Here is a 22148-nt window from a genome sequence, read left to right on the forward strand (position 1 = left end):
CGACAACTTCTTCAACTCTCCAAGAAGTTGCTCAGCTTGGGTAGACGCACTGGGGCGAGAGTCATTCATTTCGATCCTCCAATTGAAGGAGGCCCCGAATTGGGGCCTCCTGGATCAGTAGCGGGCTCAGACTTTGGGAAGGGGATTCTCGACCTCCCGAGAACGCACGCGGCCAAACCTTGCGCCCAAGATGCGGCGCATCCCATCGAGCCCCTTCCCAATCCCGGCGACCTTCATGACCGCGTACCCATCCAGAGCGTTCGACATGAGCGAGCTACCGAGCGCCATCTGTGAGTGGACGCTTCGCTCGTGGAGCCGCGAGATCCGCGATAGCCGCGGGCGCAGCGCATCAAGCATCTCGAGGTTCCTGCGAAACTGATCCAGATCGAAGTTCCTCGGCAGTACGTCGGGATGCTGCGTAAAGACGGTGACGGCCTGCCTACAGAAGGCCTCAGACTTCCCTCCCATCTTGACCATACCCCTGCGCTGGTCTGCAGAGAGCGCGATCAGCCCCTTTAGGTTTGACTCCAGTGCCGACAACGCCACATCAATGGCCGTCAGTTCCTCTTCCGACACTTCGACGCCGATCACCTGCTCGTTCATTGGACTTTCCTTGTGGTCTGTACTGACCCGCTTGGCCAGCGCGCAAAGTCTCTGAAACGGGGGCGGCGTTGTCAGTCGGAAGACGGCGAGTTCCAAGGTAGGAATAGTCCTATTCGTGCGCCAGCGTCATTGCCACGCCGCGAAAGGTCTGGCCCGGTGATCCGCTGCCCAGCTGACTGAGAGCGCCGTTCGCGGCGTTGCGAGCCCAGCGCGCAAAGGTCACACCTTCAGCCGCAGGTGTTGCAGCAGCGCATGCATGGAGTGCGCCTTTGCGCGCGAAGGAAGAAATTTGCATGCCAACATATTGAGAGTCTCGCGCGGAGATTGGTGGGTCATACACCATGTTTGTTGCCTCGCCCATAAGGCCCTCTAGCATTGATAGCAAAGATGAAGGGCTTGCCTCTCGAGGCTTGACGACTTGTCCGCAGCGGTGGGAGCCTTGACGGTAGAGTTCTAAAGCCTTGCGGGTAACGAAGAAAGGTGTGCCCGCAATCCTTCGGAAGATTCGCGCAGAACCTTACGGATTGCACTCCAAGGAGCAGGGGATGAAGGCTGGATCTGTCGACGAAACCCTTAGCTTCAGGGGACGTCACTTGGGCTCGTCGCTGCAATTCGGCCTGCTCGTTGCAATCACGCCAATGTCCGCAATTGCGATCGAGCTGGCGAGCACGGGGTCTGATGCATGTGGACACGCCGGTCAAGCAGACAAGTGGCTCAATGTCGCGACCGCGGGAATCGTGATCCTCTCGCTAGCTGTTGCTGGCTACCAACGGACAACGGGGCACAGGCGGATTGCAGAGATCACTCCGCTTGTTGTGTCCGGCTTGCTCTTGGGTGCACTCGCCCAGATTTGCCGCGTCCTGATTAGCGTCAGTCCGTTGAAGTGCGATGTAGACGCGGCGCTCGCCAGCGCTCTACCGTGGCTATAAGGAACAGGCGAAAGAGCAGCGCACCATCGGAAGCTCAGCCGGAGGACGCAAAGAAAAAGGGCCGATGAGCATTCACTCATCGACCCTTTCTTGTATGGCGCGCCCGGAAGGATTCGAACCTCCGACCCCCAAGTTCGTAGCCTGGTGCTCTATCCAGCTGAGCTACGGGCGCGTAGTCGAAAAATTATGGCGGAGTGTTGCCGGTCCGTCAAACTTTTCCTGCTACTGAATCGGCTGCGAGGCAGGCCCATGGGCCCTTGTAGCAGCGGCGACGTGCGGTGGAATGCACGTCGGTGGAACTGGCGGAGACTGAGGGATTCGAACCCTCGATGGAGCTTTTGACCCCATACTCCCTTAGCAGGGGAGCCCCTTCGGCCTCTCGGGCAAGTCTCCGTTCACTGCGAGCAGTGCGGCCGGCAATGGTACCGACTCGCGCCGCGGACGGCAAACGCGCAGTGCGCGATCAGCCCTTGTCGTCGGCGTCGTGCGGCGCTTCGCCGCGCTGGATGCGCTGGTAGATCTCTTCGCGGTGCACGGCCACGTCCTTGGGTGCAGTGATGCCGATACGGACCTGGTTGCCCTTGACGCCGAGCACGGTCACGGTGACCGAGTCGCCGATCATCAGGGTTTCGCCGACGCGGCGCGTCAGGATGAGCATGGACAAACCTCCTTGGGCCGGCGCCCGATGGCGCCGGGGGTGACGCCGGCTTGAGGCCGGCGCGCGTTCCGTCTAATAGGACGAAACGTTAATTATCTTTGCTGGAGGACGCCGGCCGCAAGAGACCGATCGTCCTGCCACTGGAACTATTGGAGCCGCGCCTGCACCCAGCCGGGCACGTCCGCCAGCGCCTTGACCAGCGCGGGGCCGTCGTCGCCGCCGCCCTGGGCCATGTCGGGCCGGCCGCCGCCCTTGCCGTTGACCTGGCCGGCCACGTGCGCCAGCAGCTCGCCGGCCTTGACCCGCCCGGCGGCCGCGCCGCCGACGCCAGCCACCAGCGCCGCCTTGCCGTCGCCGGCGCCCGCCAGGACGATGACGGCGTCGCCGAGCTGCTGCTTCAGGCGGTCGATCGCGTCGCGCAGCGCCTTGGCATCGAAGCCCTCCAGCCGCGCCGCCAGCACCTTGATGCCGCCGACGTCGACCGCCGAGCCGGCCAGGTCGGCGGTGGCGCCCGACGCGGCCTTGGCCTTGAGCGCCTCGATCTCGCGCTCGAGCTTCTTCTGCCGGTCGAGCAGCGCGCGCAGCTTGTCGCCGACGTCGGCTGCGTTGCCGCCGAGCAGCGCGGCGGCCTCGTCGAGCCGGCGCTCCTCGTCGGCGATGTAGTCCAGCGCGCCCTGCCCCGTCACCGCCTCGATGCGGCGCACGCCGGCCGAGACGCCGCCCTCGGAGACGATCTTGAACACGCCGATGTCGCCGGTGCGTGACACGTGCGTGCCGCCGCACAGCTCGGTGGAGGTGTCACCCATCCGGAGCACGCGCACGTTCTCGCCGTACTTCTCGCCGAACAGCGCCATCGCGCCGAAGTCGAGCGCTTCCTGCATCGCCATGTGGCGGATCTCGGCGGCGTGGTTGCCGCGGATCTCGGCGTTGACGCGGCGCTCGATCTCGGCGAGTTCGGCCGCGGTCACCGGCTGGAAGTGCGAGAAGTCGAAGCGCAGGCGGTCGGGCGCGACCAGCGAGCCCTTCTGGGTGACGTGGGTGCCCAGCACCTGGCGCAGCGCGGCGTGCAGCAGGTGCGTGGCGCTGTGGTTCAGCACGGTCGATGCGCGGCGGTCGTGGTCGATGGCACCGACGACGTGGTCGCCCCGCTTCAGCGTGCCGGTGCGCAGCGTGCCGGCGTGGCCGTGGAACTGGCCGGCCAGCTTCAGCGTGTCGGCGACGGCGAACAGGACGCCCTGCTCGGCCAGCTCGCCGGCGTCGCCGACCTGGCCGCCGCTCTCGGCGTAGAACGGGGTGCGGTCGAGGATGACGATGGCCTCGTCGCCGGCCTCGATGGCGTCGACCGGGCGGCCGTCCTTCAGCAGCGCGGCCACGACCAGGCCGCCGGCTTCGAGATGGTCGTAGCCGAGGAACTCGGTCGGCTGCAGCTGGGCGATCAGGTCGGCCGGCAGCGCGGTGCTGCCGCCGAACTTGCCGGCGGCGCGGGCGCGCTCTCGCTGCTGTTCCATCAGGCCTTCGTACTGGGCCATCGCGGTTTCGGGCAGGTGCGTGCCCTTCTCGCGCAGGATGTCGGCGATCAGGTCGGGCGGGCAGCCGTACGTGTCGTGCAGCTGGAACAGCTGCTCGCCGTCGATGGTTCCGCCGCCCTGCTTCAGGTAGCCCTCGAGCCGCTGCATGCCGGCGTCGAGCGTCTGCGCGAACGCGGCCTCTTCGGCCTTCAGCGCGCGCTCGATCAGCTCGCGCTTGGCGACGAGCTCCGGGTAGGCCTCGCCCATGACCTCGGCCAGCGGGCCGACCATGCGCCAGAAGTAGCCGTCGCCGCCGAGCGTGCCGAGCTTCCAGAAGTGGCGCACCGCGCGGCGGATGATCCGGCGCAGCACGTAGCCGCGGCCTTCGTTCGACGGCAGCACGCCGTCGACGATCAGGAAGCTGCACGCGCGGATGTGGTCGGCGATCACGCGCAGCGACTTGTGGTCGAGGTCGGCGGTGCCGGTGAGCTGCGCGGCGGCCTTGATCAGGTGCTGGAACAGGTCGATCTCGTAGTTGCTGTGCACGTGCTGAAGCACGGCCGCCAGGCGTTCCAGCCCCATGCCGGTGTCGACGCACGGCGCCGGCAGCGGCAGCAGCGTGCCGTCGGGCTGGCGGTCGAACTGCATGAAGACGTTGTTCCAGATCTCGATGTAGCGGTCGCCGTCTTCGTCAGGCGAACCCGGCGGGCCGCCGGCGATGTGCGCGCCGTGGTCGTAGAAGATCTCGGTGCACGGGCCGCACGGACCGGTGTCGGCCATCTGCCAGAAGTTGTCGCTGGCGAATGGCGCGCCCTTGTTGTCGCCGATGCGCACGATGCGCTCGGCCGGCAGGCCGATGTCGTTGTGCCAGATGTCGAAGGCTTCGTCGTCGGTGTGGTAGATCGTGACGAGCAGCTTGTCCTTCGGCAGCTGCCACACGCCGGTCAGCAGCTCCCACGCGTACGCGATGGCGTCCTTCTTGAAGTAGTCGCCGAAGCTGAAGTTGCCCAGCATCTCGAAGAAGGTGTGGTGGCGCGCGGTGTAGCCCACCTGGTCGAGGTCGTTGTGCTTGCCGCCGGCGCGCACGCAGCGCTGCGAGCTGACCGCGCGGTTGTAGCTGCGCTTCTCCGCGCCGAGGAACACGTCCTTGAACTGGACCATGCCGGCGTTGGTGAACAGCAGCGTCGGGTCGTTGCCCGGCACCAGCGGTGACGACGGGACGACCGCGTGGCCCTTGCCACGGAAGAATTCGATGAAATCGCGACGGATTTCGTTGGTGGTTTTCATGCCGGATGCGCAGGAGACAGGAGACGGGGCCGGGGTCGCTGCAACCCGCCCATGCCCCGAAAATGGGGCGTTGTCTCGAGTAGGCAACCGGTGTCCGGAAGGTCGTCAAGCCTATCAGGACGGGGCACCGCCTGCGCGGCGGCTCACGGGTCGGCGCCATGGCGCGCCTCGTTGCGGCGGGGCGATGGACGCAGTCGTCGCCCGCCCGGTTCGGCACCGGCTTGCGCGGCGGTCAGACGCCCCAGCCGTCGTCCGGGTCGAACCGCGTGGCGTGCCGGACGCTGTCACCGCCATAGCCGCGGCGGATCAGGAACTCGGCGGCCCTGCGCTTGAGCGCGGGGTCGTCGTGGATCGCGGCGCCGAAGCGGCGCTCGACCGACTCGCGCGCGAGTCGGTCCCACTGACCGTCGTAGGTCGCCATGGCGGCGGCGACCGCGTCGCGGTCGAGCCCGTGGGTCTGCAGCTCGGCGCGGATCCGCAGCGGGCCGTGGCCGGTTTCGGCACGACTGCGGACGAGCAGTTCGGCGAAGCGCGCGTCGTCCTGCCAGCCGGCGTCGGAGAGGCGATCGATCGCCGCCTTCGCGTCGTCGCGGGGCACGCCGCGGGCCGCTAGCTTGCGCGACAGCTCCTTGCGCGAGTGCTCGCGACGCACCAGCAGGCCGAGGGCCCGCTGGGTCGGCGTCGGCTCCGGACGGGCGCGCCGACGCCCCCGGGTGGGGGCGTCGTCGAAAAGGCCAGCGGGCTGGCCGTCGTGCGCGTCGTCGTCCGACATCGGTCCTGCGCGCGCCCGTCAGTCCTCGAGACCGACGGCCTCGTCCTCGTCGCGGCGCGCCTCGGCCGGCGCGAACTTCTCGCGCACGGCCGCTTCGATCCGCGCGGCGATCTGCGGGTTGTCCTTGAGGTACTGGCGGGCGTTCTCCTTGCCCTGGCCGATGCGCTCGTCGCCCACGCTGTACCAGGCGCCCGACTTCTCGACCAGCTTGGCCTCCACGCCCATCTCGATCAGCTCGCCCTCGCGCGAGATGCCCTCGCCGTAGAGGATCTCGGTGATGACCTGCTTGAACGGCGGCGCCAGCTTGTTCTTGACCACCTTGATTCGGGTCTGGTTGCCGACGATCTCGTCGCCCTTCTTGACCGCGCCGATGCGGCGGATGTCCAGGCGCACCGAGGCGTAGAACTTCAGCGCATTGCCGCCGGTGGTCGTTTCCGGGCTCTGGCCCGGCATCATCACACCGATCTTCATGCGCAGCTGGTTGATGAAGATCACCAGGCAGTTCGAGCGCTTGATGTTGCCGGTCAGCTTGCGCAGCGCCTGGCTCATCAGGCGGGCCTGCAGGCCCGGCAGCTGGTCGCCCATCTCGCCCTCGATCTCGGCGCGCGGCGTCAGCGCGGCGACCGAGTCGACCACGACCATGTCGACCGCGTTCGAGCGCACCAGCATGTCGGCGATCTCGAGCGCCTGCTCGCCGGTGTCGGGCTGGCTGACCAGCAGGTCGTCGACGTTGACGCCCAGCTTGGAGGCGTAGGTCGGATCCAGCGCGTGCTCGGCGTCAACGAACGCGCAGGTGCCGCCGGCCTTCTGGCACTCGGCGATCGCCTGCAGCGTCAGCGTGGTCTTGCCCGACGACTCCGGCCCGTAGATCTCCACGACGCGGCCCTTGGGCAGGCCACCGATGCCCAGCGCGATGTCGAGCATCAGCGAGCCGGTGCCGATGACCTCGACCGGCTCGGCGACGCGATCGCCCATGCGCATGACCGAGCCCTTGCCGAACTGCTTCTCGATCTGGCCCAGCGCAGCGGACAGGGCGCGCTTCTTGTTGTCATCCATCGTGGCGGTTCCTTGGGTTGGTCGTTTGGGTGAGGCCATGGTGTGGGGTCTCCGTCGCACGGGCTGCGACGGCGGCCAGATTCGACTGTGGGGGATGGAAAGAGGCACCGGAATCGGCGATTGCCGGTCCGGCCGGTCGGAAAACGCCGCGGACGCCGAGGGCGCCGGGCGCGGGGATTGAGGAGATGGCGGAGGTCGCCATCACCGGTTCGGGCGCACCAGCCCGCAGTACAGGCCTTCGATCTCGAAGTCCTGGCCGGGAGCGACTTCGATCGGCGCGTAGTCCGGGTTGCGCGGCAGCAGGCGGATGCGGTCCTTGGCGATCTTCAGCAGCTTGACGGTGATCTCGTCGTCGATCCGGGCCACGACGATCTGGCCCGAACGCGCGTCGCGGGTGCGGTGCACGCCGATCAGGTCGCCGTCGAAGATGCCCTCGTCGCGCATCGAGTCGCCCTTGACCTTGAGCAGATAGTCGGGCGACGGCGCGAAGAAGTTCTTGTCCATCAGCACGACCTGGTCCGAGCCGATGTCGGCGCCGATCGGCAGCCCCGCCGCGACCTGCCCGAGCACCGGCAGGCTGAGCACGTCGTCGTTCGCCGCTGGCACCGGAGCCGGCGTGCGCGGCTGGACGAGGCGGATGCCGCGCGCCTGGCCCGGGATGCGCTTGATCGCCCCGGCCTGCTCGAGCGCCTCGAGGTGGTACTGCGCCGCGCGGACGCTGCTGAAGCCCAGCGCGGAGGCGATCTCGGTCTGCGACGGTGGCGCGCCGTCGGTCTCGATGCGGTCGGCGATGAGGTCGAGGATCGCCTGCTGGGTGTCGGTCAGGTTCATGTTAGTAGTAATACTACTAACCCCGTCCGGCACGCAAGCCCTGCCCGCCCCGACGCCTACGCGGCGAGCGCGTGGAGGCCGCCGAGCGCCGCGGCCACGGTCCGGCGGCGGACGCCCTCGCGGTCGCCGTCGAAGTGGAAGACCTCGGCGCGCGGGTAGCCGCCGCGGCGCTTCCACGCGATCCACACCGTGCCGACGGGCTTGTCGTCGGTGCCGCCGCCGGGGCCGGCGATACCGGTGACCGCCACGGCGAGCGTCGCGCCGGAGTGCACGAGCGCGCCGGACACCATCTCGAGCACCGTTTCGCGGCTGACCGCGCCGAAGTGCTCGAGCGTTTCCGGGCGGACGCCGAGCAGCGCCTGCTTGGCCTCGTAGCTGTAGGCCGCCATGCCGCAGTCGAACCACGCCGAGGAGCCGGCGACGTCGGTCAGGGTCTTGGCGATCCAGCCGCCGGTGCAGCTCTCGGCGGTCACCAGCATGTGGTGGTTGCTGCGCGCGGCCTCGCCGACGGTTTCGGCCAGCCGCTGCAGTTCGAGGTCGTCAGGGGGTGCGCTCATGCGCGGCACTATAAGCCGGGCCGACCGCGCACCGGCGATGCGCCGCAAACGACGACGGCCTGCCGTTTCCGGCAAGCCGTCGAGGCAGCGCGTTGGGGCTCGATCAGTAGTTGACGCGGAACGTCACGCCGTAGGTGCGTGGCGCGCCGAGGAACGCGTTGTACGAGTTGAACGGATTGCCGGGGACCGGCGAGACGTTCTGCAGCGGGGCGTCGAAGCCGACCTGCACGTACTCTTCGTCGAACAGGTTCTGGCTCCACAGCTCCACGGCCCAGCGGCGATCACGCGCTTCGATCGCGAAGCGCGCGTTGACGACGGTGAAGGCTTCCTGGACCTTCTCCACGTCCAGGTCCGAGCCAGTGTTGTACTCGGACATGTACTTGGCGCCGATGTTGAAGCGGCCGCGCAGGTCGCTGGCGAAGTCCCATTCGTACGTCGCCGACGCCGAACCGGACCACTCCGGCGCGAAGCTGACGCGGTTGCCGGGCAGCTTGTACAGCGCGCCGGTCGGCGCGATGAAGTCGCCGCCCGGGCGCTCGTCGCCGTAGGTCGTGTCGGCGTACATCAGGCCGCCCTGCAGCAGCAGCCCCTCGCTCGCCTGCCACTGGATCTCGGTGTCGATGCCCTGCGACACGACTTCCGGAATCGAGCGCACCACGAAGCTCGTGCCGAGGAAGCTGTTGAGCTGGAAGTCGTCATACGTCTGGTGGAACAGCGTGCCGTTGAGCAGCAGGTTGCCGCCGAGCCAGGTCGTCTTCGCGCCGAGCTCGAAGCTGTCGACGAACTCGCCTTCGAACGACGTGTCGGCCACCGGCAGGATGCCGGACGTGCCGCTCGACAGGCCGGTGTTCGACTGGACGCGATCGAGGTTGAAGCCGCCGGCCTTGTAGCCGCGCGCCGCCGAGAAGTACGTCATGACCTGCTCGTTCCAGCGGTACGCCGCCTTCACCGTGCCGGACCACTCCTTCTCCTCGCGCTCCTGGTTGGTCGCGCGGCCGTTGTGCAGCGGATTCGCCCACGGCAGGCAGCCGAAGCCGATGATCTGCGGGATCACCGCAGGCAGCGCCGCCGCCGGCACGCCGCGCGCGAGCAGGGCCGCGGCGATGCGCTGCTGGCCGACGGTCGGCTGCAGCATCCGCGAGCAGCCCGGGCTGCCGTTCGGGTTGCTGTAACGCGACTCGAGTTCCTTGTTCTCGATCGTGTAGCGCAGGCCGAGGGTCAGGTCGAGCGCGTCGGTCGCGTGCCAGGTGTTGTTGGTGAACAGCGCCGTGCTCTTGGCGTTTTGCTTGTAGCGGTCGTTGGCGCCGAGGCCGGCGAAGACCGTGCCGAACGGCAGCCCGGTGGCTTCGGACAGGAAGCGCGCCGCCGTCGGCGACTGGCCGAGCGCCGGGTTGACGATCGACAGCAGCGCGACCGACAGGTACGGCTCGTAGGCCGAGCCGATGCGGTATGCCTCGTTGCGGGTCAGGTCCTCGTCGGCATAGAACGCGCCGACCATCCAGTCGACCGAGTCGGTCGCGCCGGTCAGGCGGAACTCCTGGCTGAACTGCTCGAACTTGGTGAACGCGTCGTCCTCGGTCGGGTTGCGATAGAGGATGTCGGCGCTGGAGTAGTCGAAGTCCAGGCCGTTGATCGACTGCCACTCGCGCTGGGCGGTGATCGAAGTCAGCGTCGCGCCGTTGAACCACGGCGTGATCCAGTTGACCTCGGCCGAGATGCCCTTGTCCTTGATGTCCTGCTCGGTGCTGCGGTTGTTGTAGGCGATCCGCGCGAACGGATCGGCCACAAGCGCGACGCCCTCGTCCGGCGACAGCGCGTTGACGATGTTCGCCGTCGCGCCGCGCACCGTGGTCACGCCGACGCAGCAGTTCTCTTCGCGGCTGGTGAAGTCGGCGATGACGTTGATGTCGACGTTGTCGGTCGGCTCCAGCAGCAGCTGGCCGCGCAGGGTGTGGAAGTTCTGGTTGCCGTCCTCGGTCTCCTGCCGCGGGCCGGCACCGGTGCGGACCTCGTTGAAGCCGTCGCGCTTGCGCTTGGCGGCGTACACGCGGAAGGCCGAGTTGTCGCCGAGCGCGGTGTTGAACGCACCGGCGGCGCCGAGCGCGTTGTAGTTGCCGACGGTCAGTTCACCCTCGACGTAGGTGTTGTAGTCCGGGCGGCGGGTGATGACGTTGATCACGCCGGCCGAGGTGTTCTTGCCGAAGACCGTGCCCTGCGGCCCCTTGAGCACTTCGATGCGCTCGAGCTCCCCGAGGTCGCCGAAGCCGACGCCGTTGCGCGGGCGGTAGACGCCGTCGATGACGATGCCGACCGACGACTCGAGGCCGGCGTTGTCGCCGACCGTGCCGATGCCGCGGATGCGCGCGGTCGTCAGCGCCTCGCTCTGGGTGCTGGTGACGGTCAGGCCGGGCACGAGGACCTGCAGGTCCTTGACGTCACGCACGCCGGTGTCCTTCAGCAGCTGCTCGGGCAGCGCGGTGACCGAAATCGGCACGTCCTGCAGGGCTTCCTCGCGCTTCTGCGCGGTCACCACGATGCCGGCCAGCGTGGTGGCCTCCTTCTCTTCCTCCTGCGCGGCGGCCGGGGCGGCCTCCTGCGCCTGAAGCGGCACCGCTGCCCACATGGCCACGGCGAATCCCACCGCCAACGACAGCTTCCTGCGATCCGGATTACTGGTGCGCATCGCCCCTACCCCCAAAGTGTGTGAGCCGGCGTCGCCCCCCGGCGACGACTTCGGCAAGCCGAAACGCATTTTTAACGTGAGCGGCGACACGAAACTAACATCTTCCGGTGGCAGGTCATGTGGCATCGCAGCACGCCGGCGTATGGTGCCTCGCTGGCATACTGTCGCGGCCCGCGGTTCCGCCTCCGGAACCGCTTTTTCCGCCGCCAAGAACGCCCAGTGCCCCCAGCCGATACCGCAGCCGGCGCCCGCCCGGCGGACGCCCATACCCCGCTGATGCGCCAGTTCTTCGCCGCCAAGGCGGAGCACCCGGACGTGCTGCTGTTCTTCCGCATGGGCGACTTCTACGAGCTGTTCTACGACGACGCGCGCAAGGCCGCGCGGCTGCTGGACATCACCCTGACCCAGCGCGGCAGCTCGGCCGGCGCGCCGATCCCGATGGCCGGCGTACCGCACCACTCGGCCGAGGGCTACCTGGCCCGACTGGTCGCGCTGGGCGAGTCGGTCGCGATCTGCGAGCAGATCGGCGACCCGGCGCTGGCCAAGGGGATCGTCGAGCGCAAGGTCGTGCGCATCGTCACGCCCGGCACGGTCACCGACGAGGCGCTGCTCAACGAGCGCCGCGACACCCTGCTGCTGGCGGTCGCGCGCGGCAAGGGCGGCTACGGGTTGGCGTGGGCGGACCTGGCCGGTGGCCGGTTCCTCGTCAACGAGGTGGCCAACGACGATGCGCTGGAGGCCGAGATCGCGCGGCTCGAGCCGGCCGAGACGCTGTGCCCTGACGAAGACGGCTGGCCGGCGAGCATCGTGGCGCGAACCGGCGTGCGCCGCCGCGCCCCGTGGCTGTTCGACGTCGACAGCGGCCGCCGCCAGCTGCTGAAGTTCTTCAACCTGCACGACCTGTCCGGCTTTGGCCTCGACGACCGCCCGCTGGCGACGGCGGCGGCCGCCGCGCTGCTGGGCTACGTCGAGGAAACCCAGAAGCAGCGGCTGCCGCACCTGACGTCGATCGCGTTGGAGTCGGGCGACGGCGCGATCGCGATGAACGCCGCCACGCGACGGCACCTGGAGCTGGATAGCCGCGTCGACGGCGATGCGCGCCACACCCTGCTCGGCGTGCTCGACAGCACGGTTACGCCGATGGGCGGACGCCAATTGCGCCGCTGGCTGCACCGCCCGCTGCGCGAGCGCGACGTGCTACGCGAGCGCCACCACGCGGTCGCGACGCTGCTCGAATCACGCGTCGGCGAGTCGCTGCGCGAGCGCTTCCGCGCGCTCGGCGACCTCGAACGGATCCTGTCGCGCATCGCCCTGCGCAGCGCGCGCCCGCGCGACCTGTCGACGCTGCGCGACGGCCTCGGCCTGCTGCCCGACGTTCGCGCCCTGCTCGCCCCGCTGGATTCGCCGCGGCTGCACGCGCTGCGCGACGAGCTCGGCGAACACGACGCCCACGCGCACCTGCTGCAGTCGGCGCTCGTCGAGCAGCCGCCGGTGCTGGCGCGCGACGGCGGCATCTTCGCCGACGGCTACGACGCCGAGCTCGACGAACTGCGCCGGCTGTCGACCCACGCCGACCAGTTCCTGATCGACCTGGAGGCGCGCGAGCGCGCCGCCAGCGGCATCGCGACGCTGAAGGTCGGCTATAACCGGGTGCACGGCTACTTCATCGAGATCAGCAAGGGCCAGGCGCACAACGCGCCGACCCACTACACCCGGCGGCAGACGCTGACCGGCGCCGAGCGCTACATCACCGAGGAGCTCAAGCAGTTCGAGGACAAGGTGCTGTCGGCACGCGAGCGCTCGCTGGCGCGCGAGCGGCTGCTGTACGAGCAGATCCTCGATGAACTCAACGCCCGCCTCGCGCCGCTCAAGCGCTGCGCGGCCGCGCTGACCGAACTCGACGTGCTGGCCTGCTTCGCCGAGCGCGCGCAGCTGCTCGACTGGGCGCGGCCCGAGCTGACCGACGCCCCGGGCCTGTGGATCGAGCGCGGCCGCCACCCGGTGGTCGAAGCCGTGCGCGCCGAACCGTTCGAGCCGAACGACCTCGTGCTCGGCGATGACGACGCGCACGGACGCCGGCGGATGCTGGTGATCACCGGCCCGAACATGGGCGGCAAGAGCACGTACATGCGCCAGAACGCGCTGATCGTGCTGCTCGCGCACATCGGCAGCTTCGTGCCGGCGGCGCGCGCGGTGGTCGGCCCGATCGACCGGATCCTGACCCGCATCGGCGCCGGCGACGACCTCGCGCGCGGGCAGTCGACCTTCATGGTCGAGATGAGCGAGACGAGCTACATCCTCCACCACGCCACGGACCGCTCGCTGGTACTGATGGATGAGATCGGGCGCGGCACGTCGACGTACGACGGGCTGGCGCTGGCCGAGGCGTGCGCGCGCCACCTGGCGACGCACAACCGCGCGTACACGCTGTTCGCGACGCATTACTTCGAACTGACCCGCCTGGCCGAGCCCGGCAGCGGCATCGCCAACGTCCATCTCGATGCCGTCGAGCACCGCGACGCGGCCGGCACCGAGCGGCTCGTCTTCATGCACGCGGTCAAGGACGGCCCGGCCGACCGCAGCTTCGGCCTGCAGGTGGCCGCGCTGGCCGGTTTGCCGCGCGCGGTCGTGCAGCAGGCCCGCGGCCGGCTGGCGGAGCTCGAGCAGTCCAACTGCGGCGCTCCCGCCCCGTCGCTGGCCCCGGCCGCGCTGGACCAGCCGCAGCAGTTCGGCCTGTTCTCGCCGTCCTCGGCCGCGCTGGACGCGCTGGCAACGCTCGACCCGGACGAGCTGACGCCCAAGCAGGCGCTCGAGGCGCTGTACCGGCTGAAAGCCCTCGCCTAAGCGAGCCAGCCTGTCGAACGTGCGGCATCGATAGATAGACGCTATCAATCCGGTTTCGACTTTCAATTTCTCGTTCCTCACGGGCGGGCGTACTTTCAAGCGGTTCCCGCCGCGCGGACCCGTCCTGAGCGACGCCGCGCGGCGAACACGCAAGCGATGCTTGCGCACTGGACCCCCGGCCGAGCCGGTCCGTCCCGTCCGCAGCGGCGCCGCCTTCGCAACCCGCCGCCGATCACGTCGGCGCGCACCCGCCAGGAGAGCCCGATGAACGCCGAAAACAAGTGCCCCGTCGCCCACGTCCCGCGCCGCGGACCCCGCAACGCCGACTGGTGGCCCGAGCAGCTCGACGTGGCCGTCCTGCACCAGAAGTCCGACCTCTCCGACCCGATGGTGGAGGACTTCGACTACGCAGCCGAGTTCAAGACGCTCGACCTTGACGCCGTCATCAAGGACCTGCACGGCCTGATGACCGATTCGCAGGACTGGTGGCCCGCGGACTGGGGCCACTACGGCCCGTTCTTCATTCGCATGGCGTGGCACGCGGCGGGCACCTACCGCATCTTCGACGGCCGCGGCGGCGCGCGCTCGGGCGACCAGCGCTTCGCCCCGCTCAACAGCTGGCCGGACAACGGCAACCTCGACAAGGCGCGCCGCCTGCTGTGGCCGATCAAGCAGAAGTACGGCCGCAAGCTGTCGTGGGCGGACCTGATGATCCTGGCCGGCAACGTCGCGCTGGACTCGATGGGCTTCAAGACCTTCGGCTTCGGCGGCGGCCGCGAGGACGTGTGGGAGCCGATGCCGATCGACTGGGGCCCGGAGTCCACGTGGCTCGGCGACGAGCGCTACAGCGGTGAGCGCGAGCTGGCCAACCCGCTCGGCGCGGTGCAGATGGGCCTGATCTACGTGAACCCGGAGGGCCCGAACGGCAATCCGGATCCGCTGGGGTCGGCACGCGACATCCGCGACACGTTCGCGCGCATGGCGATGAACGACGAGGAGACCGTCGCCCTCGTCGCCGGCGGCCACACGTTCGGCAAGGCGCATGGTGCCGGCCCGATCAGCCATGTCGGCCGCGAGCCGGAAGGCGCCAACATCGAGGAGCTCGGCCTGGGCTGGACCAACTCGCTCGACAGCGGCTGTGGTGCGAACACGATCACCAGCGGCATCGAAGGCGCGTGGAAGCCGAATCCGACCAAGTGGGACATGGGCTACTTCGAGACCCTGTTCGGCCACGAGTGGGAGCTGACCAAGAGCCCGGCCGGCGCGCACCAGTGGAAGCCCAAGGGCGACGCGGGCCGCAACATCCCCGACGCCCACATCCCCGGCAAGCTCAACCAGCCGATGATGACCACCGCCGACTTGGCACTGCGCTTCGATCCGGTCTACGAGAAGATCTCGCGCGACTACATGGCCAACCCGGACAAGTTCGCCGACGCGTTCGCCCGCGCGTGGTTCAAGCTGACCCACCGCGACATGGGGCCGAAGGTCCGCTACCTCGGCAAGCTGGTGCCGCAGGAAGACCTGATCTGGCAGGACCCGGTGCCGCCGGTCGACCACCCGCTGGTCGACGACGGCGACATCGCTGCGCTGAAGAAGACGCTGCTCGACTCGGGCCTGTCGATCCAGGACCTGGTCAAGACCGCGTGGGCGTCGGCGTCGACGTTCCGCGGCAGCGACCTGCGCGGCGGCGCCAACGGCGCGCGCATCCGTCTGGCTCCGCAGAAGGATTGGCCGGTCAACGAGCCGGCCGAGCTGGCCCGCGTGCTGGGGGTGCTCGAGCGCATCCGCGACGAGTTCAACGCAAAGGCCAGCGGGGGCAAGAAGATCTCGCTGGCCGACCTGATCGTGCTCGGTGGCAGTGCCGGCATCGAGGCCGCGGCAAAGAAGGGTGGCCACGACATCACGGTGCCGTTCACCCCGGGCCGCACCGACGCCACGGCGGAGCAGACCGACGCGAACTCGTTCGAGGTGCTCGAGCCGGCGGCCGACGCATTTCGCAACTACGTGCGTCCGGGCGCCGAGGACAGCACCACCGCGGCGCTGCTCGACCGCGCCGCGCTGCTGACGCTGACCGCGCCGGAGCTGACCGTCCTGATCGGCGGCCTGCGCGGCCTCGACGCGAACCACGGCCACACGGCGCACGGCGTGTTCACCACGCGCCCGGGCACGCTGAGCACGGACTTCTTCACCAACCTGCTCGACATGCGCACCAAGTGGCGCCGATCGGAGAAGAACCCGCACGTGTTCGAGGGCGTGGACCGCAAGACCGAGTCGCTGAAGTGGACGGCGACGGTCGCGGACCTGGTGTTCGGTTCCAATTCGCAGCTGCGCGCGCTGGTCGAGGTCTACGCGTCGAGCGACGGCGAGGCCGACTTCGTGCGCGACTTTGTCGCCGCCTGGACCAAGGTGATGAACCTCGACCGGTTCGACCTGCACTGACCGCCGCGTGCACGGCCGACGGTCGTGCACCAAACGCACCGCGACGACGCCCGGCCATGCGCCGGGCGTCGTCGTTTGCGCTACACGCCGGTGCCCGTCGAACAGGACTAGGATCGGTGTCCCCCTCCCCCGAGAGTCGACGCCATGAGCGCACCGCTGACCAACGACCTGATGACGCAGCTGCAGGGCGCCCCGCTGCAGCAGATCAGCCAGCAGCTCGGCGTGTCGCCCGCGCAGGCGCAGGGCGCCATCGGCGCCGCGCTGCCGCTGCTGATCGGCGCGCTGGGCCGCAACGCCGGCCAGCCCGACGGCGCGCAGTCCCTGTTCGGCGCGCTGCAGCGCGATCACGCCGGCGCCGGCGGCCTGGACGATCTGCTCGGCGCGGCCCTGGGCGGCGGCGGACAGGGCGAACAGATCCTCGGGCACATCTTCGGCGCGCGACAGCCGGTCGCGGCGCAGGGCCTGGGCGCGGCGGCCGGCCTCAACGGCAGCCAGTCGAGCCAGCTGCTGAAGCTGCTCGCACCCGTCGTGATGGCCTACCTGGCCAAGCGCCTGTTCGCCAGCCGCAATGCCGCGGCCCGGGCCTCGCCCGACGCGCTGTCCCAGGTGCTCGGCGCCGAACAGCGCGAACTGCGGCAGCAGGACGGCGTCGGCAGCCTGCTCGGTACCGTGCTCGATCGCGATGGCGACGGCGACACCGACCTGTCCGACCTCGCGGGGCTGGCCGGAAAGTTCCTCGGCGGACGCTGAGGGCTACAGCGCGTCGATGTCGCCCAGCGCGCGGATCAACCGGCGGGCACGCTTGTCCGGCTTGCCCTCCGGCGCCCGGTAGCCGGCGCGCTCGGCCATCCGCAGCGCGCGCGCCTGCTCGCGCTGCTGGCGGGAGCCGTCGGTCTCGACGTAGAGGGCCTGGGCGACGCTGGCCGGCCCGCGGGTGTCGCTGATGCCAGCGACTTCGACTTCGAACTGCTCTTCGCCGCGCGACACGCGCAGGCAGTCGCCGACCCGCACCGTGCGCGACGGCTTGGCGCGCTGGCCGGCCACGTCGACCTTGCCGGTCTCGATCGCGTGCTTGGCCAGGCTGCGCGTCCGGTAGAAGCGCGCGGCCCAAAGCCACAGGTCAAGGCGGACGACGGGTGCTTCGGAGTCGGTCATTCGGTCGCAAAGAAAAGGAAGTGGGGGCGAACGCATCGGCGTCGGCACGCCGCGGAGCCGAGCGTGCCTCGGCGCCGATGACGCCAACGCAAACGGCCGCCCTGAGGCGGCCGTTGCGGGTGGAATCGGCGACGCGCTTACTTCTGCGCGGCAGCGGCGGCCTTTTCCTTCGCGTAGGCGGCGAGGTCTTCCTTGATGCGCGCCTTCTTGCCCTCGAGGCCACGCAGGTAGTACAGCTTGCCGGCGCGGACCTTGCCGCGGCGCTTCACTTCCAGCGAGTCGATCGTGGCGCTGTGGGTCTGGAACACGCGCTCGACGCCGAAACCGTGCGAGATCTTGCGCACCGTGAACGAGGAGTTCAGGCCGGCGTTCTTGATGCCGATGACCACGCCCTCGTAGGCCTGGACGCGCTCGCGGTTGCCTTCCTTGACCTTGACGTTGACGACGACGGTGTCGCCCTGGCTGAAGGTCGGGAGCTGGCGCTGGATCTGCTCGGCTTCGAAGTTCTGGAGCAGCGTGTTGAGAGACGGCTTGTTCATGGCTTTGGCCTGTTGGAGTCGTTGTAGCGCGAGTGCACGTGGACCCGCGTCTTGGCATCGGTGGAACGGTTTGGGGTGGAGCCGGATGGAACGAAGCCGCGCATTATACCGGCGAATTTCCTTGTGTGGCTAGGGCTTACGTGCCCCGCCTGCCCGCCCGGCCCGCCGCCGGGACCGCGGCCACGGCCGCTCAGCCGTCGGCGTCGTCCCCGACCTCCGCCAGGCCGGCGCGGTAGGCGTCCAGCAGCTTGCGGTCCGCGGGGGACAGGGCCGCCTCGTCGATCAGGTCCGGCCGGCGCTGCCAGGTGCGCCCGAGCGCGTGCATGCGCCGCCACCTGGCGATCTCGGCGTGGTTCCCGGACAGCAGTACCGCCGGGACCTCGCCCAGGGCGTGAACGACCGGCTTGGTGTAGTGCGGGCAGTCGAGCAGCCCGTCCTCGAAGCTGTCCTGGCTCGCGGACTCGGCGTCGTTGAGCGCCCCGTCCTGCAGCCGGGCCACGGCGTCGATCACCACCGCGGCGGCCAGTTCGCCACCGGACAGCACGTAGTCGCCGATCGACAGCTCCTCGTCGACCTCCGCCTGCAGCAGGCGCTCGTCGACGCCCTCGTAGCGGCCGCACAGCAGGATCAGCCGCGGCTGGGCGGCGAATTCGCGCGCCTTGGCCTGGGTGAAGGGCACGCCCTGCGGACTGAGGTACACGACCCGGGCCGGCGCCGGGTCGGCATCGCGCGCCGCGACCAGCGCCGCGCGGACGGGGTCGATCATCATCACCATGCCGGGTCCGCCACCGAACGTGCGGTCATCGACGCGGCGGTAGTTGCCCTCTGCGTGGTCGCGCGGGTTCCAGCCGTGCAGCGACAGCAGCCCGCGCTCGGCCGCCCGTCCGGTCACGCCGAACGCGGCGCACTGGGCGATGAAGTCGGGAAACAGGCTGACGACGTCGATGCGCATGGCGGCTCGCGACGGATGGGCGGGCGGCGCGGCGCGGCCGCCGGCCGGTCAGAAGTCCGGGTCCCAGTCGACGGTGACGACGCCGGCATCGAAGTCGACCCCGGTGACGTACTGGGGCTGGACGAACGGAATCATGCGCTCGCGCTCGTCGTCGCGCGCGACCAGCACGTCGTTGGCGCCGGTGGCGAACAGGTGCGAGACCGTGCCGAGCGGCACACCGTCGACGGTCACGACGCGCAGGCCCTCCAAGTCGACCCAGTAGTACTCGCCGGCGCTCGGCGGCGGCAGCGCCGAGCGCGGCACGTAGATCTCGGTGCCGCGCATCGCCTCGACCACGTCGCGGTCGGTGACGCCGGGGAACTGCGCGACGAGGTGCTTGCCGGTGTCGCGGCCGCGGGCGCCGGCCATCTGCGTTTCGACGCCCTGCGGGCTGCGCAGGATCCACGGCTGGTAGCCGAAGATGGCCGCACGCGGCTCGGTCCACGACTCGAGCTTGACGTCGCCACGAACGCCAAAGGCGCCGATCACCCTGCCCAACAGGATGCGGCGCCCGGAATCGATCATGCGGCGATGGCCGCGCGTGGGGTCACGCGCGGCCTGCGGATCAGGCCGCGGTCGCGGCCTTCGCCGCTTCCTTGTAGAGCACGGCGACCTTGTCGGTCAGCTGCGCGCCGTTGCCGATCCAGTGCTTGACGCGCTCGACGTCGAGCTCGACGCGCTTCTCGGCGCCCTGGGCGACCGGATTGTAGAAACCGACGCGCTCGATGTTGCGGCCGTCGCGGGCGCTGCGGCTGTCGGTGACGATGATGTGGTAGAACGGACGCTTCTTGGCGCCGCCGCGGGTCAGTCGGATCTTGACCATGATTCTGCTGCTTCCTGTGTTGCCCAGCGGTCGGAATGACCGGGTAAGCCGGCAAGTGTAAGCCATTGATCCGGGCGACGAAACCCCGCCGTCGGACGCATTAACGCCAGCGAACGCGGCAAACCGGCATTCACGGCCTGAACGGGGCCGACGATGGCGCGCAATGGGCCGGTCGACGGCGCCTTGTGCTCAGCAACCTCTGGCCTCAGCGGAACGGCATCGGCCCGCGGCCGCCCATCATCCCCTTCATCCCCCGCATCAGCCCCTTCATGCCGCCGCCGGCGAGCTTGCTCATCATCTTTTCCATCTGCTGGTACTGCTTGATGAGCTTGTTGACGTCGGCCGGGGTCATGCCCGAGCCCTTGGCGATGCGGGCGCGACGGGAGCCGTTCAGCAGCGCCGGATTGCGGCGCTCCTTCTTGGTCATCGAGTTGATGATCGCGACCATCCGCGGCACTTCCTTGCCGGTGACCTGGTTCTTCACCGCGTCGGGGATCTGGCCCATGCCAGGCAGCTTGTCCATGAGCCCGTGCAGGCCGCCCATGTTCTGCATCTGCTCGAGCTGGTCCTTCATGTCGTTAAGGTCGAACTTCTTGCCCTTGGCGACCTTCTCGGCGAGCTTGGCCGCCTTGGCCTGGTCGACCTGCTGCTCGACCTGCTCGACCAGCGACAGCACGTCGCCCATATCGAGGATGCGGCTGGCGATGCGGTCGGGGTGGAACACGTCGAGGCCGTCGGGCTTCTCGCCGACGCCGATGAACTTGATCGGGCGGCCGGTGATGTAGCGCACGCTCAGCGCCGCGCCGCCGCGCGCGTCGCCGTCTGTCTTGGTCAGCACCACGCCGGTCAGCGGCAGCGCCTCGCTGAAATGCTTGGCGGTGACCGCGGCGTCCTGGCCGGTCATCGCGTCGACTACGAACAGCGTCTCGACCGGATTGACCGCGCCGTGCAGCGCCTTGATCTCGGCCATCATCGCCTCGTCGATCGAGGTGCGGCCGGCGGTGTCGACGATCAGCACGTCGACGTACGACTTGCGCGCGTCGACGATCGCCGCCTTGACGATCGCCTCCGGCTGTTGCGACGCGTCCGACGGGAAGAACAGCACATCGACCTGCTGCGCGAGGGTCTTCAACTGCTCGATCGCGGCCGGACGGTAGACGTCCGCCGACACCACCATGACCTTCTTCTTGCGCTTTTCCTTCAGGTGCTTGGCGAGCTTACCGACCGTGGTGGTCTTGCCCGCGCCCTGCAGGCCGGCCATCAGGATCACCGCCGGCGCCGGCACGTTGAGGTTGAGGTCGCTAGCGGCCGAGCCCATCACCGCGGTGAGCTCGTCGCGGACGACCTTGATCAGCGCCTGGCCGGGGCTCAGCGACTTGAGCACTTCCTGGCCGACCGCGCGGACCTTGATGCGCTCGATCAGCGCCTGCACCACCGGCAGCGCGACGTCGGCCTCGAGCAGCGCGATGCGCACTTCGCGGGTCGCCTCGCGGATGTTCTCCTCGGTCAGCCGGCCGCGGCCGCGCAGGCGCTCGATCGTGCCGGACAGGCGCTGGGTGAGGGATTCGAACATGCGGGCGGTACCTGCTGGCGGTGCGAAAAGCGGGCGCAAAGTATAGCCCGGCAGCCCGACCGCTCCGGCCGCCTGCGGCCAGCCGGCGCGCTGTGCGACACTGCCCCGATGACAATCGTTCTCATCGCCGTCGTCGCCTATCTGGTCGCCGCCGCCGTGCTCGTCGCCGACGTCCGGCGCGACCCCGGCGCGCGTTCGCGCAACTGGCTGTTCGCGGCGCTGGTCGCGGTGGCGCTGCATGCGACGGCCCACGTCGCCGAATGGCGCGCCAGCGGAAGCGCGGACCTGCACTTCTTCGCCGCGCTGTCGCTGGTGGGTCTGGGCATGGCTGCGCTGACCACCCTCGTCGGCGCGACCGGCCGGATGGCCGCGCTCGGCGTGCTGGTGTTTCCGATCGCGGCGCTGACATTGGGCGGCTACGCGCAGGCGGGTGACGTCGCCGCCACGGACCTGGACTGGCGGCTGCAGCTGCACGCGTGGTTCGCCCTGCTGGCGTACGCGACGCTCGCGATCGCCGCGCTGCTGGCGGTCGTGCTGTGGGTCCAGGAGCGCGCGCTTCGGCGACGGGAATTCCGCGGCTGGCTGCGCGCGCTGCCGCCGCTGGTCGAACTCGAATCGCTGCTGTTCCGCACGATCGGGGTCGGCTTCGCCCTGCTGACGGCCACGCTGCTCAGCGGCGTCCTGTTCGTGCAGGACCTGCTCGCCCAGCACCTGATCCACAAGACCGTGCTCAGCGTGCTGTCGTGGCTGGCGTTCGGCGGGCTGCTGCTCGGCCGCTGGCGCTACGGCTGGCGCGGCGCGATCGCGGTGCGCTGGACGCTGTCGGCGATGGCGCTGCTGGTGCTTGCGTTCTTTGGCAGCAAGTTCGTGCTGGAACTGGTGCTCGGCCGGGGCTGAAGG

The 22148-nt window shown here is 69.3% G+C and carries 18 protein-coding genes and 2 tRNA genes; 4 read left to right on the plus strand and 16 right to left on the minus strand.

The genetic code is table 11. The annotated features are described in order from the left end of the window. Positions 1 to 126 precede the first annotated feature (126 nt). The 10 genes from D3A60_RS09925 to D3A60_RS09970 form a co-directional block, all read right to left on the minus strand. Positions 127 to 603, minus strand: a complete 477-nt coding sequence (locus tag D3A60_RS09925) for a hypothetical protein (RefSeq protein WP_119718505.1) — start codon at positions 601 to 603, stop codon at positions 127 to 129. A gap of 1024 nt (positions 604 to 1627) precedes the next feature. Further along, positions 1628 to 1704 (minus strand) — tRNA-Arg (locus tag D3A60_RS09930). Between the two features lie 128 nt (positions 1705 to 1832). Further along, positions 1833 to 1925, minus strand: a tRNA-Ser gene (locus D3A60_RS09935). Positions 1926 to 1995: 70 nt separating this feature from the next. Then, positions 1996 to 2190 carry a carbon storage regulator CsrA gene (gene csrA / locus D3A60_RS09940; protein WP_119718506.1) on the minus strand — a complete coding sequence of 65 codons (195 nt, stop codon included), beginning with the start codon at positions 2188 to 2190 and terminating at the stop codon, positions 1996 to 1998. A 146-nt stretch (positions 2191 to 2336) separates the two neighbouring features. Next, on the minus strand, positions 2337 to 4985 hold the full coding sequence (alaS, locus tag D3A60_RS09945) for an alanine--tRNA ligase (RefSeq protein WP_119718507.1): 2649 nt from the start codon (positions 4983 to 4985) through the stop codon (positions 2337 to 2339). Positions 4986 to 5217: 232 nt separating this feature from the next. After that, the gene (recX, locus tag D3A60_RS09950) at positions 5218 to 5757 is read right to left on the minus strand and encodes a recombination regulator RecX (protein ID WP_119718508.1); all 540 of its coding nucleotides are present in this window, start codon (positions 5755 to 5757) and stop codon (positions 5218 to 5220) included. A gap of 18 nt (positions 5758 to 5775) precedes the next feature. Continuing rightward, on the minus strand, positions 5776 to 6813 hold the full coding sequence (recA, locus tag D3A60_RS09955; protein ID WP_119718509.1) for a recombinase RecA: 1038 nt from the start codon (positions 6811 to 6813) through the stop codon (positions 5776 to 5778). Between the two features lie 201 nt (positions 6814 to 7014). Continuing rightward, positions 7015 to 7644, minus strand: a complete 630-nt coding sequence (lexA, locus tag D3A60_RS09960) for a transcriptional repressor LexA (protein ID WP_119718510.1) — start codon at positions 7642 to 7644, stop codon at positions 7015 to 7017. A gap of 56 nt (positions 7645 to 7700) precedes the next feature. After that, entirely contained in the window at positions 7701 to 8201 is a 501-nt protein-coding gene (locus D3A60_RS09965) for a CinA family protein (RefSeq protein WP_119718511.1), read from the minus strand. 103 nt (positions 8202 to 8304) lie between these two features. Next, positions 8305 to 10824 (minus strand): TonB-dependent receptor, encoded by a 2520-nt coding sequence (locus D3A60_RS09970; RefSeq protein WP_119719073.1) that lies wholly within the window; start codon positions 10822 to 10824, stop codon positions 8305 to 8307. A 336-nt stretch (positions 10825 to 11160) separates the two neighbouring features. Between D3A60_RS09970 and mutS the strand changes: the two genes are divergently transcribed. The 3 genes from mutS to D3A60_RS09985 all read left to right on the plus strand — a co-directional run bounded on the left by mutS (position 11161) and on the right by D3A60_RS09985 (position 16917). Beyond that, the gene (mutS, locus tag D3A60_RS09975; protein WP_196778705.1) at positions 11161 to 13728 is read left to right on the plus strand and encodes a DNA mismatch repair protein MutS; all 2568 of its coding nucleotides are present in this window, start codon (positions 11161 to 11163) and stop codon (positions 13726 to 13728) included. 264 nt (positions 13729 to 13992) lie between these two features. Continuing rightward, positions 13993 to 16167 (plus strand): catalase/peroxidase HPI, encoded by a 2175-nt coding sequence (gene katG / locus D3A60_RS09980; protein WP_119718513.1) that lies wholly within the window; start codon positions 13993 to 13995, stop codon positions 16165 to 16167. A gap of 144 nt (positions 16168 to 16311) precedes the next feature. Further along, a complete protein-coding gene (locus tag D3A60_RS09985) occupies positions 16312 to 16917 on the plus strand; it encodes a DUF937 domain-containing protein (protein WP_119718514.1) in 606 nt (201 codons plus the stop codon). A 3-nt stretch (positions 16918 to 16920) separates the two neighbouring features. Here D3A60_RS09985 and D3A60_RS09990 read toward each other — a convergent pair whose 3' ends face one another. The 6 genes from D3A60_RS09990 to ffh all read right to left on the minus strand — a co-directional run bounded on the left by D3A60_RS09990 (position 16921) and on the right by ffh (position 21248). Next, complete coding sequence (locus D3A60_RS09990) at positions 16921 to 17322, minus strand: RNA-binding S4 domain-containing protein (protein ID WP_119718515.1); 402 nt, start codon at positions 17320 to 17322, stop codon at positions 16921 to 16923. Positions 17323 to 17459: 137 nt separating this feature from the next. Next, positions 17460 to 17861 carry a 50S ribosomal protein L19 gene (rplS, locus tag D3A60_RS09995; protein ID WP_119718516.1) on the minus strand — a complete coding sequence of 134 codons (402 nt, stop codon included), beginning with the start codon at positions 17859 to 17861 and terminating at the stop codon, positions 17460 to 17462. Positions 17862 to 18051: 190 nt separating this feature from the next. After that, positions 18052 to 18813 carry a tRNA (guanosine(37)-N1)-methyltransferase TrmD gene (gene trmD, locus D3A60_RS10000; RefSeq protein WP_119718517.1) on the minus strand — a complete coding sequence of 254 codons (762 nt, stop codon included), beginning with the start codon at positions 18811 to 18813 and terminating at the stop codon, positions 18052 to 18054. 48 nt (positions 18814 to 18861) lie between these two features. After that, a complete protein-coding gene (rimM, locus tag D3A60_RS10005) occupies positions 18862 to 19377 on the minus strand; it encodes a ribosome maturation factor RimM (RefSeq protein ID WP_119718518.1) in 516 nt (171 codons plus the stop codon). Positions 19378 to 19417: 40 nt separating this feature from the next. Beyond that, positions 19418 to 19675 (minus strand): 30S ribosomal protein S16, encoded by a 258-nt coding sequence (rpsP, locus tag D3A60_RS10010; protein WP_119718519.1) that lies wholly within the window; start codon positions 19673 to 19675, stop codon positions 19418 to 19420. 205 nt (positions 19676 to 19880) lie between these two features. Beyond that, positions 19881 to 21248, minus strand: a complete 1368-nt coding sequence (gene ffh / locus D3A60_RS10015) for a signal recognition particle protein (RefSeq protein ID WP_119718520.1) — start codon at positions 21246 to 21248, stop codon at positions 19881 to 19883. Positions 21249 to 21356: 108 nt separating this feature from the next. Here ffh and D3A60_RS10020 point away from each other — a divergent pair, with 108 nt between their 5' ends. Further along, on the plus strand, positions 21357 to 22145 hold the full coding sequence (locus D3A60_RS10020) for a cytochrome C assembly family protein (RefSeq protein WP_119718521.1): 789 nt from the start codon (positions 21357 to 21359) through the stop codon (positions 22143 to 22145). Positions 22146 to 22148 lie beyond the last annotated feature (3 nt).

The sequence above is a fragment of the Cognatilysobacter tabacisoli genome, assembly GCF_003586305.1.
Classification (GTDB): domain Bacteria; phylum Pseudomonadota; class Gammaproteobacteria; order Xanthomonadales; family Xanthomonadaceae; genus Cognatilysobacter_A; species Cognatilysobacter_A tabacisoli.

Coding starts and splice junctions, on each gene's coding strand:
- rplS (WP_119718516.1), bottom strand. CDS start 17,861: ATGAACAAGCCGTCTCTCAACACGCTGCTCCAGAACTTCGAAGCCGAG.
- D3A60_RS09925 (WP_119718505.1), bottom strand. CDS start 603: ATGAACGAGCAGGTGATCGGCGTCGAAGTGTCGGAAGAGGAACTGACG.
- ffh (WP_119718520.1), bottom strand. CDS start 21,248: ATGTTCGAATCCCTCACCCAGCGCCTGTCCGGCACGATCGAGCGCCTG.
- D3A60_RS09985 (WP_119718514.1), top strand. CDS start 16,312: ATGAGCGCACCGCTGACCAACGACCTGATGACGCAGCTGCAGGGCGCC.
- katG (WP_119718513.1), top strand. CDS start 13,993: ATGAACGCCGAAAACAAGTGCCCCGTCGCCCACGTCCCGCGCCGCGGA.
- D3A60_RS09970 (WP_119719073.1), bottom strand. CDS start 10,824: ATGTGGGCAGCGGTGCCGCTTCAGGCGCAGGAGGCCGCCCCGGCCGCC.
- csrA (WP_119718506.1), bottom strand. CDS start 2,190: ATGCTCATCCTGACGCGCCGCGTCGGCGAAACCCTGATGATCGGCGAC.
- D3A60_RS09965 (WP_119718511.1), bottom strand. CDS start 8,201: ATGAGCGCACCCCCTGACGACCTCGAACTGCAGCGGCTGGCCGAAACC.
- rpsP (WP_119718519.1), bottom strand. CDS start 19,675: ATGGTCAAGATCCGACTGACCCGCGGCGGCGCCAAGAAGCGTCCGTTC.
- D3A60_RS10020 (WP_119718521.1), top strand. CDS start 21,357: ATGACAATCGTTCTCATCGCCGTCGTCGCCTATCTGGTCGCCGCCGCC.
- recX (WP_119718508.1), bottom strand. CDS start 5,757: ATGTCGGACGACGACGCGCACGACGGCCAGCCCGCTGGCCTTTTCGAC.
- trmD (WP_119718517.1), bottom strand. CDS start 18,813: ATGCGCATCGACGTCGTCAGCCTGTTTCCCGACTTCATCGCCCAGTGC.
- lexA (WP_119718510.1), bottom strand. CDS start 7,644: ATGAACCTGACCGACACCCAGCAGGCGATCCTCGACCTCATCGCCGAC.
- recA (WP_119718509.1), bottom strand. CDS start 6,813: ATGGATGACAACAAGAAGCGCGCCCTGTCCGCTGCGCTGGGCCAGATC.
- D3A60_RS09990 (WP_119718515.1), bottom strand. CDS start 17,322: ATGACCGACTCCGAAGCACCCGTCGTCCGCCTTGACCTGTGGCTTTGG.
- rimM (WP_119718518.1), bottom strand. CDS start 19,377: ATGATCGATTCCGGGCGCCGCATCCTGTTGGGCAGGGTGATCGGCGCC.
- alaS (WP_119718507.1), bottom strand. CDS start 4,985: ATGAAAACCACCAACGAAATCCGTCGCGATTTCATCGAATTCTTCCGT.
- mutS (WP_196778705.1), top strand. CDS start 11,161: ATGCGCCAGTTCTTCGCCGCCAAGGCGGAGCACCCGGACGTGCTGCTG.